The sequence below is a fragment of the Schinkia azotoformans genome (assembly GCF_035811335.1).
Taxonomy (GTDB): domain Bacteria; phylum Bacillota; class Bacilli; order Bacillales; family Bacillaceae_J; genus Schinkia; species Schinkia azotoformans.
In genome coordinates this window covers 43,800-58,827 of sequence record NZ_JARSMD010000020.1, presented here as the reverse complement: position 1 = coordinate 58,827, position 15,028 = coordinate 43,800, and the positions used below count along the sequence as shown (strand labels likewise).

Annotated in this window: 22 protein-coding genes and 1 rRNA gene; 2 read left to right on the top strand and 21 right to left on the bottom strand. The window is 38.5% G+C overall.

The window, feature by feature from the left end; translation table 11 throughout:
- Both P9E47_RS12845 and P9E47_RS12840 read right to left on the bottom strand, forming a co-directional pair.
- A 16S ribosomal RNA gene (locus tag P9E47_RS12845) occupies positions 1-137 on the bottom strand; the annotation flags it as partial.
- Positions 138-516: 379 nt separating this feature from the next.
- The gene (locus tag P9E47_RS12840) at positions 517-753 is read right to left on the bottom strand and encodes a hypothetical protein (protein ID WP_003331685.1); all 237 of its coding nucleotides are present in this window, start codon (positions 751-753) and stop codon (positions 517-519) included.
- A 149-nt stretch (positions 754-902) separates the two neighbouring features.
- Here P9E47_RS12840 and pdaB point away from each other — a divergent pair, with 149 nt between their 5' ends.
- The gene (gene pdaB / locus P9E47_RS12835) at positions 903-1,664 is read left to right on the top strand and encodes a polysaccharide deacetylase family sporulation protein PdaB (protein ID WP_003331686.1); all 762 of its coding nucleotides are present in this window, start codon (positions 903-905) and stop codon (positions 1,662-1,664) included.
- Positions 1,665-1,682: 18 nt separating this feature from the next.
- On the opposite strand, the gene P9E47_RS12830 is transcribed toward pdaB, so the two are convergent.
- Positions 1,683-2,282 (bottom strand): KinB-signaling pathway activation protein, encoded by a 600-nt coding sequence (locus P9E47_RS12830; RefSeq protein ID WP_003331688.1) that lies wholly within the window; start codon positions 2,280-2,282, stop codon positions 1,683-1,685.
- Between the two features lie 319 nt (positions 2,283-2,601).
- Between P9E47_RS12830 and gerD the strand changes: the two genes are divergently transcribed.
- Positions 2,602-3,231: a spore germination lipoprotein GerD gene (gerD, locus tag P9E47_RS12825; protein ID WP_003331689.1), complete on the top strand. Its 630-nt coding sequence runs from the start codon at positions 2,602-2,604 to the stop codon at positions 3,229-3,231.
- Between the two features lie 64 nt (positions 3,232-3,295).
- Here gerD and P9E47_RS12820 read toward each other — a convergent pair whose 3' ends face one another.
- The 18 genes from P9E47_RS12820 to P9E47_RS12735 all read right to left on the bottom strand — a co-directional run bounded on the left by P9E47_RS12820 (position 3,296) and on the right by P9E47_RS12735 (position 14,973).
- Entirely contained in the window at positions 3,296-4,345 is a 1,050-nt protein-coding gene (locus tag P9E47_RS12820) for an Mrp/NBP35 family ATP-binding protein (protein WP_003331690.1), read from the bottom strand.
- 69 nt (positions 4,346-4,414) lie between these two features.
- Complete coding sequence (cwlD, locus tag P9E47_RS12815) at positions 4,415-5,140, bottom strand: N-acetylmuramoyl-L-alanine amidase CwlD (protein WP_003331691.1); 726 nt, start codon at positions 5,138-5,140, stop codon at positions 4,415-4,417.
- Between the two features lie 81 nt (positions 5,141-5,221).
- On the bottom strand, positions 5,222-5,665 hold the full coding sequence (locus P9E47_RS12810) for a DUF2521 family protein (RefSeq protein WP_003331692.1): 444 nt from the start codon (positions 5,663-5,665) through the stop codon (positions 5,222-5,224).
- Positions 5,666-6,042: 377 nt separating this feature from the next.
- Positions 6,043-6,435, bottom strand: a complete 393-nt coding sequence (rpsI, locus tag P9E47_RS12805; RefSeq protein ID WP_035198202.1) for a 30S ribosomal protein S9 — start codon at positions 6,433-6,435, stop codon at positions 6,043-6,045.
- Positions 6,436-6,456: 21 nt separating this feature from the next.
- Positions 6,457-6,894, bottom strand: coding sequence for a 50S ribosomal protein L13 (gene rplM / locus P9E47_RS12800; protein ID WP_003331694.1), 438 nt, complete (start codon positions 6,892-6,894; stop codon positions 6,457-6,459).
- A gap of 183 nt (positions 6,895-7,077) precedes the next feature.
- Complete coding sequence (truA, locus tag P9E47_RS12795; RefSeq protein ID WP_003331695.1) at positions 7,078-7,815, bottom strand: tRNA pseudouridine(38-40) synthase TruA; 738 nt, start codon at positions 7,813-7,815, stop codon at positions 7,078-7,080.
- Positions 7,816-7,826: 11 nt separating this feature from the next.
- Positions 7,827-8,621, bottom strand: coding sequence for an energy-coupling factor transporter transmembrane component T family protein (locus P9E47_RS12790; protein WP_003331696.1), 795 nt, complete (start codon positions 8,619-8,621; stop codon positions 7,827-7,829).
- Positions 8,618-9,490, bottom strand: a complete 873-nt coding sequence (locus tag P9E47_RS12785; RefSeq protein ID WP_003331698.1) for an energy-coupling factor ABC transporter ATP-binding protein — start codon at positions 9,488-9,490, stop codon at positions 8,618-8,620. Before P9E47_RS12785 ends, P9E47_RS12790 begins: the two co-directional genes overlap by 4 nt.
- Entirely contained in the window at positions 9,466-10,311 is an 846-nt protein-coding gene (locus P9E47_RS12780; RefSeq protein WP_003331699.1) for an energy-coupling factor ABC transporter ATP-binding protein, read from the bottom strand. The genes P9E47_RS12785 and P9E47_RS12780 overlap by 25 nt, the downstream gene beginning before the upstream one ends.
- A gap of 208 nt (positions 10,312-10,519) precedes the next feature.
- Positions 10,520-10,882, bottom strand: coding sequence for a 50S ribosomal protein L17 (gene rplQ, locus P9E47_RS12775; RefSeq protein ID WP_035198194.1), 363 nt, complete (start codon positions 10,880-10,882; stop codon positions 10,520-10,522).
- Positions 10,883-10,932: 50 nt separating this feature from the next.
- A complete protein-coding gene (locus P9E47_RS12770; protein ID WP_035198191.1) occupies positions 10,933-11,877 on the bottom strand; it encodes a DNA-directed RNA polymerase subunit alpha in 945 nt (314 codons plus the stop codon).
- Positions 11,878-12,082: 205 nt separating this feature from the next.
- A complete protein-coding gene (gene rpsK, locus P9E47_RS12765; protein ID WP_003331702.1) occupies positions 12,083-12,472 on the bottom strand; it encodes a 30S ribosomal protein S11 in 390 nt (129 codons plus the stop codon).
- A gap of 21 nt (positions 12,473-12,493) precedes the next feature.
- Positions 12,494-12,859, bottom strand: a complete 366-nt coding sequence (gene rpsM / locus P9E47_RS12760) for a 30S ribosomal protein S13 (protein ID WP_003331703.1) — start codon at positions 12,857-12,859, stop codon at positions 12,494-12,496.
- Between the two features lie 22 nt (positions 12,860-12,881).
- Positions 12,882-12,995: a 50S ribosomal protein L36 gene (gene rpmJ / locus P9E47_RS12755; RefSeq protein WP_003156543.1), complete on the bottom strand. Its 114-nt coding sequence runs from the start codon at positions 12,993-12,995 to the stop codon at positions 12,882-12,884.
- Between the two features lie 33 nt (positions 12,996-13,028).
- On the bottom strand, positions 13,029-13,247 hold the full coding sequence (gene infA / locus P9E47_RS12750; RefSeq protein WP_003331704.1) for a translation initiation factor IF-1: 219 nt from the start codon (positions 13,245-13,247) through the stop codon (positions 13,029-13,031).
- Complete coding sequence (locus P9E47_RS12745; protein ID WP_035198189.1) at positions 13,240-13,560, bottom strand: KOW domain-containing RNA-binding protein; 321 nt, start codon at positions 13,558-13,560, stop codon at positions 13,240-13,242. The genes infA and P9E47_RS12745 overlap by 8 nt, the downstream gene beginning before the upstream one ends.
- A 16-nt stretch (positions 13,561-13,576) precedes the next feature.
- Positions 13,577-14,323 (bottom strand): type I methionyl aminopeptidase, encoded by a 747-nt coding sequence (map, locus tag P9E47_RS12740; RefSeq protein WP_003331706.1) that lies wholly within the window; start codon positions 14,321-14,323, stop codon positions 13,577-13,579.
- Complete coding sequence (locus P9E47_RS12735) at positions 14,320-14,973, bottom strand: adenylate kinase (RefSeq protein WP_003331707.1); 654 nt, start codon at positions 14,971-14,973, stop codon at positions 14,320-14,322. The genes map and P9E47_RS12735 overlap by 4 nt, the downstream gene beginning before the upstream one ends.
- Between the last annotated feature and the right edge of the window lie 55 nt (positions 14,974-15,028).

Sequence of the window (15,028 nt, the reverse complement as noted above, 5' to 3'; positions counted from 1 at the left end):
TACAGGCAGGTTGCCCACGTGTTACTCACCCGTCCGCCGCTGAATCAAAGGAGCAAGCTCCTTATCATCCGCTCGACTTGCATGTATTAGGCACGCCGCCAGCGTTCGTCCTGAGCCAGGATCAAACTCTCCGAAAAGTGTTTGATTGCTCAAAATTAATACTGACTTGGTGTTGAACTTTAAAGTTCAACTTTATTTGCACGCTTGACATTTTGTTTAGTTTTCAAAGATCATTTTAATCCATTTAACATCGCCACCATTATTTCTAGCGGCGTTTTTTATTATACCAAGATCATGCGCAGAAGTCAATAAGTTTTTTGTTTATTTTCTAACGACATGCTCGGGACTTTAATATATTAACAAGAATTCTCATTAATGTCAACACTATTTTATCAATAGAAAACTGTGTTTTTTAAACAGTGAGAATAATATATCATAATAATTTTATTCGGTCAACAAGTACTTATTAATTATAGATTGAACCAACACAAAATAATATTACCCTAGCCCCAACTATTATTTAACCATTTTATTTCCTTTGAATTTTTTCGTTCTTAAATACTTACAGCAATCTCTTTCAGAAGCAAATCTTTTAAAGAAATTAAATAAAACTTGATAACGGTCTTCCATTGCATGCTTAACGATTTGGTCGATTCTTGAATCATTAAGATCATGCAGTATTTCTTCCATCTCCCTTTTTAATAAATACTCTAGTTCTTTTATTTCTCTTTTATTGACTAAAAATGCTAGCATACCGTCACCTCAAGTTTGGATTTATACTATTCATTCCTAAAGATATAGTTTGTATTGATAATTTTTCTTGCTAAAAAAAATTTATTCATAGTCTTGTCCAATTTTGCATATTTATTACCATCGCAATCATTTGTTGGAGGAGGATTTTAATGAAATTTTTTTATGTGATTAATGGTAGGAGGCTTAAACAATCTCTTATTGTAATCATAGCTGCTTTTTTTACGGCTAGTATTTTGTATATGGGCAATCAGCAACAATCCGTTTTTTCAACGAAGGAAGGCCCGATGGCCATTTATAAAGGAGAAAAAACCGGGAAAAATATTGCCCTTACGTTCGATATAAACTGGGGAGATGAACAGGCTGATAAAATATTGGACGTGCTTAAAAATGAAGGAATTAAAAATACTACGTTTTTTATTTCTGCTTCTTGGGCTGAAAGACATCCGCAAGTGGTAGAGAGAATTGTGAAAGAAGGACATGATATCGGCAGCATGGGATACCATTACCGCAATTATACTGATTGGGATGAGAAGAAAATTAAAAGGGATATTCTGCTTGCCGACACAACATTAAAAAAATTAGGGATCAAGGATGTAAAGTTTCTCCGTACACCTAATGGGAATTTTAATAAAAAAATCTTAAAGATCGCAGATAGTTACGGGTACTCTATTGTTCATTACAGCATCGATTCAAAGGATTATACGAATCCAGGGGTTGAAAAAATCGTAGAAAATGTGGTGCCAAATGTAAGTGCAGGCGATATCGTGTTACTTCATGCATCTGATTCTGCAACCCAAACTGATAAAGCCTTACCGCTTATTATTAAAGGATTGAAGTCTAAAAATCTTCAAAGTGTCACAGTTGATGAATTAATCTCTAATGCTGAAATAAGAAGCTCTGAAATAAAATAGCTGATCAAATGCGATCAGCTATTTTTTGCTTTTTTGATTAAGTTTATACAAAATGAATAATTGCCATGTATTACAAATAAGAAGAGGGAAAATCATTAATAATAGCCAGTCCCGTTCATTTGCACGAAGGGCCGGAACCCATTCGATAATGGTAATAGCTGATATAAAAAACAAGGTAGGGATAAAAGCTGTCTGATTCGTTTGTTTCACTTTATAATAAGCAACGATTAATCCGTAAACAAGGATTAACACCGCTGGAATTACATAAGGAAGTAGTGCATCCCCTTCTGTTGCAAAGGTGGTATAACGAAGATAGATAAAGTCAAATAATACAAATACAGTTAATACAATTTGAACTGGCCCCCATAAGGATTTAAACATCCCCAGTCCGAAACGGTGTACAGTTAAGTAAGCGAAATAACCCGCTTGGCTGATCAAACTGAAAATGAAGCCTACTCCAATAAACCAAATCGCAATCGATAAAATTTCAACAATATTAAATGTTGTAAAGAAAACCGAATATTTACTCCATTCAACTGCAAAACCAACGAAGATTGTGCTAACTGCACCGATGATTAGTGTGGTAAAAAATAAATAAACCCAATTTCGACTCGTCACCTTTTTAAGCCTCCAAAATTCAATCAAGTGCGCCTTGGCGTATTTGCGCCCAGATTTTTTCGAGCTTGCTCGAAAAACTACCTTTAAAAATCTGAGGCATCCGCCGGAGGCTATAACATTATTCAATAGAAGTTTGAACTCCCTCAATTACATACTGGATTGGTATTCATCCTACCACTTATGGAAGCGAGGGATTTGAATAAAGTTAACATAATTGTACCAATCACACCCTTAAAAAGCTAGAACAAGAAAACGTATAATTTTTGAATTTCTTATCATCCTAAAAGTAGGAATCTCTATTGAAAGGAGCCTTTTAATTATGAAAAGAATATCCCTAATGCTCCTCGTGCTTCTTTTATTTTTTTTATTAAACGGCTGTGCACCGGCTGACCAAGGAAACGGACAATCGGCTGATTATGAGGGGACAAAAAAATTGGTCGTAGATATCCTCAAAACAGATGAAGGAAAGAAAGCTATTGAGGATGTACTCAATGATGATAAAACAAAAGCAAAGTTAATCATGGATGAAATGGTTGTTAAGGAAACGATTAAGGGAGCTCTTACCTCAAAAGAAGCTGAAGACTTTTGGAAAAAACAATTTGATGATCCAAAGTTTGCTGAAAGCTTTGCAAAATCAATGCAAAAAGAACATGAAAAGCTCATGAAGGAATTAATGAAGGACCCAGACTACCAAAAGGCTATGATTGAAATATTAAAAAATCCTGAAATGGAAAAACAAATAACCGATGCAATGAAAACTCAAAAGTATCGAGATCAAATGAAGACTGTCATGATAGAAACGATGGGCAGTCCACTTTTCAAAGCTAAAATGCAAGACCTTCTAATTAAAGGGGCTGAAGAACTCCAAAAACAAGGAAAAGAAGGCGGCAATAGTGGTGGCGAAAGCAGCGGTGGCGGTGATAGTGGAGAAGGCGGCGGTGGCCAATAATTCTCATAACCTAAAAATGTCAGGCTTTTGTTGATATGCCTGACATTTTTTCGTAGATAGAATTTTACTTTCCTGCAAGTTTAACAACTTGTTCAGCGATTTCAAGATATACTTTACCGATTTGATCATTAGAATCATAAATGGATGGAGCAAAATCATTTTCATCAATTTCGGGCTGACCTAACTGAATTTGTCCTAATAAAGCTACATCTAAATCTTCAGCAAGCTTTTGGCCGCCGCCTTTACCAAAGATGTACTCTTTTTCACCTGTGACTTTACTTTCGAAGTAAGACATATTTTCAATAACACCTAGTAGCTCATGGTCTGTCTTCAATGCCATTGCACCAGCACGGGCTGCAACAAAGGCTGCTGTTGGGTGTGGAGTTGTTACGATAATTTCTTTACAATGCGGGATCATTTGGTGTACATCCAACGCTACATCCCCAGTTCCCGGAGGTAAATCTAATAATAAATAATCTAGCTCTCCCCACTCAACTTCAGTAAAAAATTGATTTAACATTTTACCTAGCATTGGACCGCGCCAAATGATTGGTGCATTATCTTCTACAAAGAAGCCCATTGAGATTACCTTTACTCCAAAACGTTCAACTGGCATAATACGGTCATTTTGAACCTGAGGACGCTCAGCGATTCCCATCATATCAGGTACACTGAATCCATAAATATCAGCATCAACAAGACCTACTTTTTTGCCTAATCTAGCTAGTGCTACAGCAAGGTTAACGGATACAGTTGATTTTCCAACCCCACCTTTACCACTCGCAATTGCAATAAATGTTGTGCCGCTTCCCGGAGCTAAGATCGATTTTGGCTCGTCTGCCGGAGCAAGACTTGCGACGATTTCCGCTGGAAGTTGGTTTACACGAATCCCAACAGTATTTGCACCAGCATTTTTCAATGCTTGAACAACCTGCTGCTGGATTTCCATTTGATCCTTTGAACCAGCCTGGGCAATTGCAATCTTAACACTAACATGATTCTTTTCTTCTTTAATACTTATTTCTTCGATGCCGTTCGTTTCGGCCAGTGTTCTATGTAAATAAGGGTCTTTAATCTTACCTAGTATGTCTCTTACTTGTTCATTAGTTAACAAATAACCCACCACCTAATAAAATTATTTTAACATTATGATTATAACACAATGACAATAGAAAAAAACCTTCTATTCAGGAGAAGGTTCTTTATGTTTCGGATTTTCTGTGTATAATCGTAAAATACCTTGATAAATGCTCGCCGCAATCTTATCTTGATAGGCCTTTGATTTTAATTGCTCACGTTCCCCAGGATTAGATAAGAATCCCGCTTCCACTAATACAGAAGGCATTTCCGCCTCCTTCAAAACATAGACGTGATTAATGGCTTTTGCATGTCTGACTGTATTTTCAAGGTTCGCTTCCATTTCTTTTTGTATCATTTTAGCCAATAGCTTATTCTCCTCAAACCGCGGGTAATAGAAGGTTTGGGCCCCGCTCCATCTTGATGACGGTAATGAATTTAAATGGACAGAAACAAGCAAGTCTCCTTCTGACTTATTGATTAGCTCCACACGCCGTATTAAATCCTGGGTTTTCCTTTTGCTGTAGCCCTTTAAACCCTTATCAGCTAAATCAAAATCATCTTCCCTTGTCATAATAACAAGGGCACCCGCTTCTTGAAGGTAGTCCCTCAAGAGTAATGAGATATTAAATGCTATATCCTTTTCAAAAGCACCTTCTGGACCCGCACCAGGGTCAGGGTATCCATGTCCAGGATCGACAATAATTATTTTCCCGGATAAAGGTAAACTCCAAGAATCCCAGGTATTATTAATCGAAAACTGGTATTGAAATAAAAAAAACAATAGTACTGATCCAGAAATGAAAACTAAAAATTGAATTTTTCTCTTCATATTTTCGGTCCCTCCGAAGCTTTTCCTACTTCACTATATGGGACCAAATGGACAAATATGAAAGAAATTTAGGACATCCAACTAATGCAGGCGCATTTTGTATCTCATTTCCCCTTTTCGAAATCCTTCATTCCACCAATAGGAGGTAAATTGCTCTGCCGCCAAAAAGATGGATTCGTTCACTAAATCATTTCCACCCGCAGCACCCCAATATTGCAAATACTCAAATAGACTATCGGTATAGTACTTCATTTCATCAGCACATCTTGTTCTTACTTGTTCCTCTGTTTCGCCAAAGTAACCAAAACGGCTCATTTTGGCTCCTAATATATAGAGTTCTATCGCAATGTCAATACTTCCATCTTCAATGGCGGTTGAAAAAATGGATTGTGAGCGAAAATAAGGGGAAAAATATAAATTCACTTTTTCTTTTAACTTATTAATCGAAAGCTCTCTCAAAACTTTTCGCTCAAAGGCAATACGCTTTTCTTCTCTTTTGTCCATCAATGTTGTAATCACATTCATCACGCTTCACACCTTTTCTTAAAGATGAACTAGTGTTATTACAATACACATCAAATACACCTTGGTGTATTTGAGCCCAGATTTTTTCGAGCTTGCTCGACAAATTACCTTTGAAAATCTGAAGCATCCGCCGGAGGCTTTAACTTTATTCAGGAGAGCTGAATAAAGTTAAAGCTACTTTACATATATGTTCAATTTACACTTATATGTGTTACTTTCTACTTATATAAGATATATTGTCTTACATGTACATTATTCTCATTCGTTTTAAAGGCAACTCCATTTGCCCAATTAAAGGAAAAAACAAATTTAAACAAAAAAAAAGACCCCCAACCCATTTGGTTGAGAGCCTTTTGAACTTAGTCCAATTCCAAAAATTAACGTTTTGAGAACTGTGGTGCACGACGAGCGCCTTTAAGACCGTATTTCTTACGTTCTTTCATGCGAGCATCACGAGTTAAGAAGCCTGCGCTCTTAAGTACTGCACGATATTCTGGATCAGCTTGCAGTAATGCACGAGCAATACCGTGACGGATTGCACCAGCTTGACCAGTGTATCCACCGCCGCTTACGTTAACTAATACATCGTAGCTGCCTGCATTTTCAGTAGCAACTAGAGGTTGCTTAGCAACTACACGTAGAGTTTCTAAATTAAAATATTCTTCAATGTCGCGTCCGTTCACGACAACACGTCCGTTACCAGGAACTAAACGAACACGTGCTACTGAACTTTTACGACGTCCTGTACCGATATATTGTACCTGTGCCAAATTAATTTACCTCCTTAGAAATTATCCGCGAAGTTCATAAACTTCTGGTTTTTGTGCTTGATGTGGATGTTCGCTACCTTTGTATACGTTAAGCTTCTTAAACATTTGACGACCTAAAGTGTTTTTTGGAAGCATTCCTTTAATTGCACCTTCAAGCATTTGTTCAGGGCGAGTTTCAATCATTTCCTTAGCAGTACGTGATTTTAATCCACCTGGATGTCCTGAATGACGGTAATATACTTTATTCTCTAGTTTGTTACCAGTTAATTGAATCTTTTCAGCATTAATGATGATTACATGATCACCTGTGTCAACATGTGGTGTAAATGTTGGTTTATGCTTACCGCGAAGAATTGAAGCTACTTCGCTAGCAAGACGACCTAAAGTTTGGCCTTCAGCATCGATTACTAACCATTTACGCTGAATATCTGAAGCCTTCGCCATATAAGTTTGACGCATTGTATTCCCTCCTAAAAAATCTTTCGTTCATTTCATTTTCTAAAGTTTATTTTCACACGATTAGTTTCGGGGCTAAAATCGTGGCGTGATCTTTGAAAATGTACCATAGGTAATAATATAACATTTACGGATTCAATGTCAAGAAAATGTTACACCTGGAGAAGTTGCTTTTAAGTTATTTACCTAATACCAGACTTTCCACAGATGAAGCCCGTGAGCAGGGGCTGTTTTACCGGCTGCTTTACGGTTTTTTTCTTCTAAAATAACTTTAATATCCTCAGGTTCTAACTTCCCTTGGCCAACCTTTAACAAGGTACCAACAATAATTCGAACCATATTGTATAGAAACCCATTTCCGACAAAGCGGAAAACTATTTCATTATTTTCTTTCCATATCTCAATCTCTTCAATCGTTCGAACTTTATTCTCTTTATCGGACTTCGTCGAGCAAAACGATGTAAAATCGTGTGCCCCCAGCAGATATTTGGTTGCTTCGATAATTCGATCAAGATTGATAGCATACGGATAATAATAGCTATGATTTTTGCGAAAAACATCTCGTTCTTTTTGATTCAATAAAAAATAACGATACTCTTTTTTCACGACATTATATCTGGCATGAAAATCTGTATTTACATTCTCGATCGTCAGGGCGACGATGTCATCAGGGAGCAAAGTATTTAAAGCCATCTGATAGCGGTCTACAGGAATCGATAAGGGGCTGTCAAAATGGATTACTTGTCCATGTGCATGAACGCCTGCATCCGTTCGTCCCGATGGGTGGATGCGAATTTCCTCACCCTTATGAAGCTTAAACAAAGCTTTCTCAATATCACCTTGGACTGTTCGCCCATTTGATTGGACTTGAAATCCTGAAAAGTTGGTTCCATCATATGCTATTGTACATTTCAACCGGTTCATTTTTATCACCTTTATGACCGCAACATAATTAGTAAAATGGTCATGGCTCCCAATAATATAAACACACTGTTATCTGAGGCTTTCCAAACTAATTCCCTAAGCTTGGTCCTTCCTTCCCCACCACGGTACCCTCTTGCCTCCATCGCCAGGGCTAAATCTTCAGCCCGCCTGAAGGCACTGATGAATAAAGGTACTAATAAGGGAACTATGGCCTTAAAGCGCTCCTTTAAAGAACCTGTTGTAAATTCAACACCACGGGCTGATTGCGCTTTAATAATTTTTTCTGTTTCTTCCATTAAGGTTGGAATAAACCGCAGTGAAATAGACATCATTAAAGCAAGCTCATGGGCCGGTACACCAAATCTTTTAAATGGAGAAAGCAATGATTCCATACCATCTGTTATCTCAATTGGTGTTGTCGTTAAGGTAAGTAAACTAGTTACCATAATCAAGAGAATAAAACGCAATGAGATGAAAACCCCTTGCCTAATACCTCCTTCATGAACCGTCAACCAACCGAAATCAACTACAACATCGCCTTCTTTTGTCATAAATAAATGTAGAATCAAGGTAAATAACACAATCCATAAAATCGGCTTCAACCCTTTATAAATATACCCGATCGGAACCTTCGAGAGTAAAATGCTGGTAATTGTGAATAATACTAGTATGGAATAGGTTGTAATATTATTGGCAAGAAAGACGATAATGACAAAGAAAAAAATAGTTAAGATTTTAGCACGAGGATCCATTCGATAGATAAAGGAGTTCCCTGGTACATACTGTCCAATAATTACATTTTTCATTTGCCGAGCTCCATCTCCTCTCTCGCAAGCAACTTAAGTGTATGATCTGCGACTTTCTCTACCGTAAAGGCCTGCGGCAATGGCTTCTTGACTGCATCAGAGAGGGATCTCATGAATTGAACAGACTCGGGAATATCTAACCCAACCTTATTCAGTCTTTCAGGCTCTTGAAATATTTCCGATGGTGTTCCTTGCATATAGACTGTCCCTTTATCCATCACGATAATATGGTCAGCATAAAAGGCAGCATCCTCCATACTATGAGTAACAAGGATCGTTGTCAATTTCGCTTTGTCATGCATCATTTTAAACATATCCATTATTTCTTTACGACCGCGCGGATCAAGACCAGCTGTCGGCTCATCCAAAATCAGCACCTCAGGCTCCATCGCCAATACACCAGCAATAGCCACTCTTCGCATTTGTCCACCACTTAAATCAAATGGCGATTTCTCTAATACAGATTCAGGTAACCCGACTAACTGTAAAATCTCTCTTGCTTTTCTTTTGGCCACTTCTTCGGACACGCCAAAATTCATTGGACCAAAACAGATATCCTTTTCAACCGTTTCTTCAAAGAGTTGATGTTCGGGATATTGAAAAACAATACCGACCTTTTTGCGCAAGCTCCGTAGGTCTTTTTGCTTTTCAGGACCGATGATCCGATCACCAATTGAAATCTTCCCACTAGTTGGTCTTAAAAGGCCGTTAATATGCTGTATTAACGTTGATTTACCTGAACCTGTATGTCCAATCACCGCTTGAAAGGTTCCTGATGGAATCTTAATATTTAAATCAAATAAGGCCTTTCTTTCAAAGGGGGTTTTAGGGTTATATACATGCTCTACATTTTCGAATATAATGTCCATAGTTCATTCACCAAATCTCGTTGTTTTAAGTGGGATTTTGATAACTTAACACCTTTTTCTTTGAGCAATTGTGAAAGCTTAACTGTAAATGGTAAATCAAGACCTAATGAAACCAACTCGTCGCCTAGTTCGAAAATTTCCTCAGGGGTTCCTTCGGCATATTTCTGTCCACGATTCATGACTATGACACGATCTGCTTGGGTGACCTCTTCTAAATCATGAGTTATTGAAATAACACTCATTTGACCCAATTGCTGTTGTAGGTTGCGGACCGTCTCAATTACTTCTTTACGACCGAGTGGATCCAACATCGATGTCGCCTCGTCCAAAATCATAACGGCTGGCTGCAAGGCTAAAACACCAGCAATGGCAACACGTTGTTTTTGGCCTCCAGATAATCGATGTGGTTCATGATTAAGAAAGTCAGTCATTCTAACCCGTTCGATGCTGTCTTCAATGCGCCCGATCATGTCCTCTCGTGGTATTCCATTATTCTCTAATCCGAAGGCTACATCATCTTTAACCGTTGTTCCCACGAATTGATTATCCGGGTTTTGGAAAACCATACCTACTCTTTTTCTAATATCCCAAATTGTATCATTATTTAATTCAATTCCTTCAACAATAACCGAACCGCTTTCGTGCATTAAAAGACCGTTCAATATTTTGGCTAATGTAGATTTCCCGGAACCGTTATGTCCTACTATAGCGAGCCATTCCCCTTTATATACAGGAAAACTAACCTCATTTAAGGCCCAATCTCCGTCATTAGAGTATCGAAATTTTACATTTTGAACTGCAATAATTTCTTCCTTATTCATTAAGCATGTCACCCACTGTCCGATGTATAACAAAAAAGGGCATAGACTCAGATCTTTTTCGTAAGATTCTGTCTCGCCCTTTTAGAAGAAGTATAAAATACGCCTTGGCGTATTTATGCCCGGATTTTATCGAGCTTGCTCGATAATTACCTTTAAAATCCGAGGCATCCGCCGGAGGCTTTAATTTTATTCAGCAAGCTGAATAAAGTTAAACTAATTCAATAATAACGACTGGAGCACCATCACCACGGCGTTGACCAAGTTTAAGAATACGAGTGTATCCACCTTGACGTTCTTCGTAGCGTTTTGCGATGTCATCGAAAAGTTTTTGAACTGCATATTCGCCAGTTTCTGTGTTTGCTACTTCATTGCGAATAAAAGAAGCAGCTTGTCGGCGTGCATGTAAATCTCCACGCTTACCAAGAGTGATCATTTTTTCAACAATTGAACGAAGCTCCTTCGCTTTCGCTTCTGTCGTTTCGATACGCTCATTGATAATTAAATCTGTAGCAAGATCACGGAAAAGAGCTTTACGTTGAGCTGATGTACGACCTAATTTTGCGTAAGCCATCTCTAGTGTCCCTCCTTTGTTGAAGTTTTGTCCATATTACTAAATGGAATTTATTCGTCTCTTCGAAGACCAAGTCCAAGCTCTTCCAGCTTAGCCTTAACCTCTTCCAAGGATTTTCTTCCAAGGTTTCGAACTTTCATCATATCTTCTTCTGTCTTATTTGCTAATTCCTGAACGGTATTAATACCGGCACGTTTTAAGCAGTTATAAGAGCGAACAGATAAATCAAGTTCTTCAATTGTCATTTCGAGAACCTTTTCCTTTTGGTCCTCTTCTTTTTCAACCATAATTTCAGCATTTTGGGCTTCATCAGTCAAACCAACGAAGATGTTTAAATGCTCGGTTAAAATTTTTGCTCCAAGCGAAACAGCTTCTTCTGGTCGAATGCTACCATCTGTCCAAACATCCAGAGTCAACTTGTCAAAATTTGCTACCTGTCCAACCCGTGTATTTTCAACTGTATAAGTTGCACGAGATACCGGCGTATAGATTGAATCGATTGGGATCACACCGATTGGTTGGTCCTCACGCTTGTTTGCATCAGCAGGTGTATAACCACGTCCACGTTTAGCGGTTAGTCGCATACGTAGGTTTCCGTTCTTTCCTAGTGAAGCAATATGAAGATCAGGATTTAGTATCTCAACATCGCTATCGTGTGTAATATCAGCGGCTGTTACTTCCCGTTCGCCTTGAATATCAATTTCTAATGTTTTTTCTTCATCAGAATAAATCTTTAAAGCTAATTTTTTGATATTCAAAATTACAGTTGTAACATCCTCTATCACACCTTCAATTGTAGAGAATTCATGTTGAACACCATCGACTTGAATGGATGTTACAGCAGCCCCAGGGAGAGAGGATAGTAAAATACGACGTAAGGAGTTTCCTAAAGTGGTACCATATCCACGCTCAAGCGGTTCGACAACGAATTTACCAAAGGTAGCATCATCGCTGATTTCAACCGTTTCGATTTTTGGTTTTTCAATCTCTATCATTCAATAAACCCTCCTTCAAAACGTCGAAACCTCGGCTAGGGTCACTAAAGTTAGCCCTAACCGAAATTCCCCATTAGGCAATTCCCAAATGTGCACAACAAATTCCTAATTATCTGTTAGTCCGTTTCTCTTAGTAAAAAGATAGTATAAAAAAACTGTTATCATATCCCATTATAGACAGGGATTCAAAATATATACAGATTAATTATACACGGCGACGTTTTGGTGGTCGGCAACCATTATGAGGTACTGGAGTTACGTCACGGATAGCTGTAACTTCTAAGCCTGCAGATTGTAGTGCACGAATCGCAGCTTCACGTCCAGCTCCAGGACCTTTAACTGTAACTTCTAATGTTTTCATACCGTGCTCCATAGAAGCTTTTGCAGCAGTCTCTGCAGCCATTTGTGCAGCAAAAGGTGTAGATTTACGAGAACCTCTGAAACCTAATGCACCTGCACTTGACCAAGAAACAGCGTTACCGTGAGCATCAGTAATCGTAACGATTGTATTATTGAATGTAGAACGGATATGCGCTACGCCAGTTTCTATATTCTTTTTTACACGGCGTTTACGAGTGTTAGTCTTACGAGCCATTTACAAGTTCCCTCCTTTACTTTATTTCTTCTTATTAGCAACTGTACGACGAGGACCTTTACGCGTACGAGAGTTATTTTTAGTATTTTGTCCACGAACTGGAAGACCACGACGATGGCGAAGTCCACGGTAAGAACCGATTTCGATTAGACGCTTAATGTTAAGGGATACTTCACGACGAAGGTCACCTTCCACTTTGTGGCGGTCGATAATTTCACGGATTTTACCTAACTCATCTTCAGTTAAATCACGAACACGAGTATCTTCTGAAACACCAGCTTCAGCTAAGATTTTCTGTGCAGTTGCACGGCCAATACCGTAAATATAAGTTAATGAGATTACTACACGCTTTTCGCGTGGAATATCTACACCTGCAATACGTGCCATTTAAAGTTGCACCTCCTCTTGTTTAGCCTTGTTTTTGTTTATGCTTAGGGTTTTCACAAATAACCATTACTTTCCCTTTACGACGAATAACTTTACATTTTTCGCATATTGGTTTAACGGATGGTCTAACTTTCATCTTTTGAACCTCCTTATGTTACGGAGTGCTATTTTATTTGTAACGATATGTGATCCGACCGCGAGTTAAATCGTATGGAGATAACTCTACAGTCACCTTATCACCTGGCAAAATTCGAATGAAATGCATGCGAATTTTCCCTGATACATGTGCTAATACAGTATGGCCGTTCTCTAGCTCCACCTTAAACATAGCGTTCGGTAGAGTATCGACAATCGTACCTTCTACTTCAATGACATCCTCTTTAGCCATCAAGCTGCTCTCCCTTCTCAAAATCAGTAATTTGCTCATTGACAAACTTTGAAACAGCAAACCTTAGCTTTCCATTTGTCACACGACCAGTTTCACTAATACTGTTCTGAACTTCCGGAGAAACATAATCAAAAAACTCAAGATGATTAATGTTCTTTTTCTTTGGCCGATCAAATTTACGTTTATCACCATCAGCGATAAACACGAAACGCTCATCGAGGACTTGTAACACTATTGCAAACTGATCAGTATCTCTTCCTTGTAGAATTTTGACCAACTGACCTATTTGCGGACTCGAATCAGGTTCGTTCACCCATTATCACCTTCACTTAGGCTTTTGTTAAAATTTCAAATCCAGTTTCAGTAATCGCAATTGTGTGTTCGAAATGTGCACACATCTTGCCATCTACTGTAACAACAGTCCAGTTATCTGAAAGTGTCTTTACATAGCGTGCACCTGCATTAACCATAGGTTCTACAGCAAGCACCATACCAGGCTTTAACCGTGGCCCTTTGTTAGGAGGTCCATAATGTGGAATTTGCGGATCTTCATGCAGATCCTGCCCAACTCCATGCCCCACGTACTCTCTAACAATGGAAAAACCGTTTGCCTCTACATATGTTTGAATCGCATGAGAGATATTCGATAATCGTACACCGGCTTTTGCTTCATCTAGACCTTTATATAAAGAGTCTTCTGTAACTTCTAGTAGTTTCTTTGTGTTTTCATCTATGGTTCCTACCGCATATGTCCATGCTGAATCCCCATGGTAGCCATTGTATTTTGCTCCGATATCAATAGAAATAATATCGCCGTCGCGAAGAACACGATCCCCGGGTATACCGTGCACTAGTTGGTCATTCACAGACGCGCATATACTTCCAGGAAAACCGTTGTATCCTTTAAAGGATGGAATTGCATTATAGGATCGTATGGTCTTTTCAGCTATATTGTCTAATTCCTTGGTCGTAATCCCCGGTTGTATATATTTTTTAAGCTCTTCATGTGTTAGTGCAACAATTCTACCTGCTTCACGCATAATCTCAAGTTCTCGCTCAGTTTTGCAAATGATCATCCAATTAAGCCCCCAAGGAGTTCATCTAAATCTTTAGCAACGACTTCAATATCTTGATCTCCGTTAATATTACGTAAGTAACCTTTTTCATTATAGAAATCAAGTAATGGTTGTGTCTGCTTGATATTTACTTCTAAGCGATTTCCAACAGTCTCTGCATTATCATCAGAACGTTGGTAAAGTTCGCCCCCACACTTGTCACAAACGCCTTCGTTAGCAGGAGGATTAAATACCATATGGTATGTAGCCCCACATGACTTACAAATACGACGTCCTGTTAAACGCTCCATTAACTTGCTAGTGTCAACTTCAATATTGATAACATAATGAATTTGACGATCTAGTTCAGTTAAAAGTACTTCAAGTGCTTCAGCTTGAGGAACTGTTCTTGGAAATCCGTCTAGTAGAAAACCTTTTTTACAGTCATCCTTAGCTAGACGCTCCTTCACAATCCCGATTGTAACTTCATCTGGAACAAGTGCGCCTTGATCCATAAATGATTTTGCTTTTATCCCTAATTCTGTTCCCTCTTTAATAGCGGCACGGAACATATCCCCTGTAGAAATATGTGGTATAGCATATTTTTCTACGATTCTTTCCGCTTGTGTCCCTTTTCCAGCTCCCGGTAACCCCATCAATACTAGATTCATCTTTCAACCCCCCATTATTCTGGCGAGGTGCAGGTAAGTGAATTACTTACCGCTA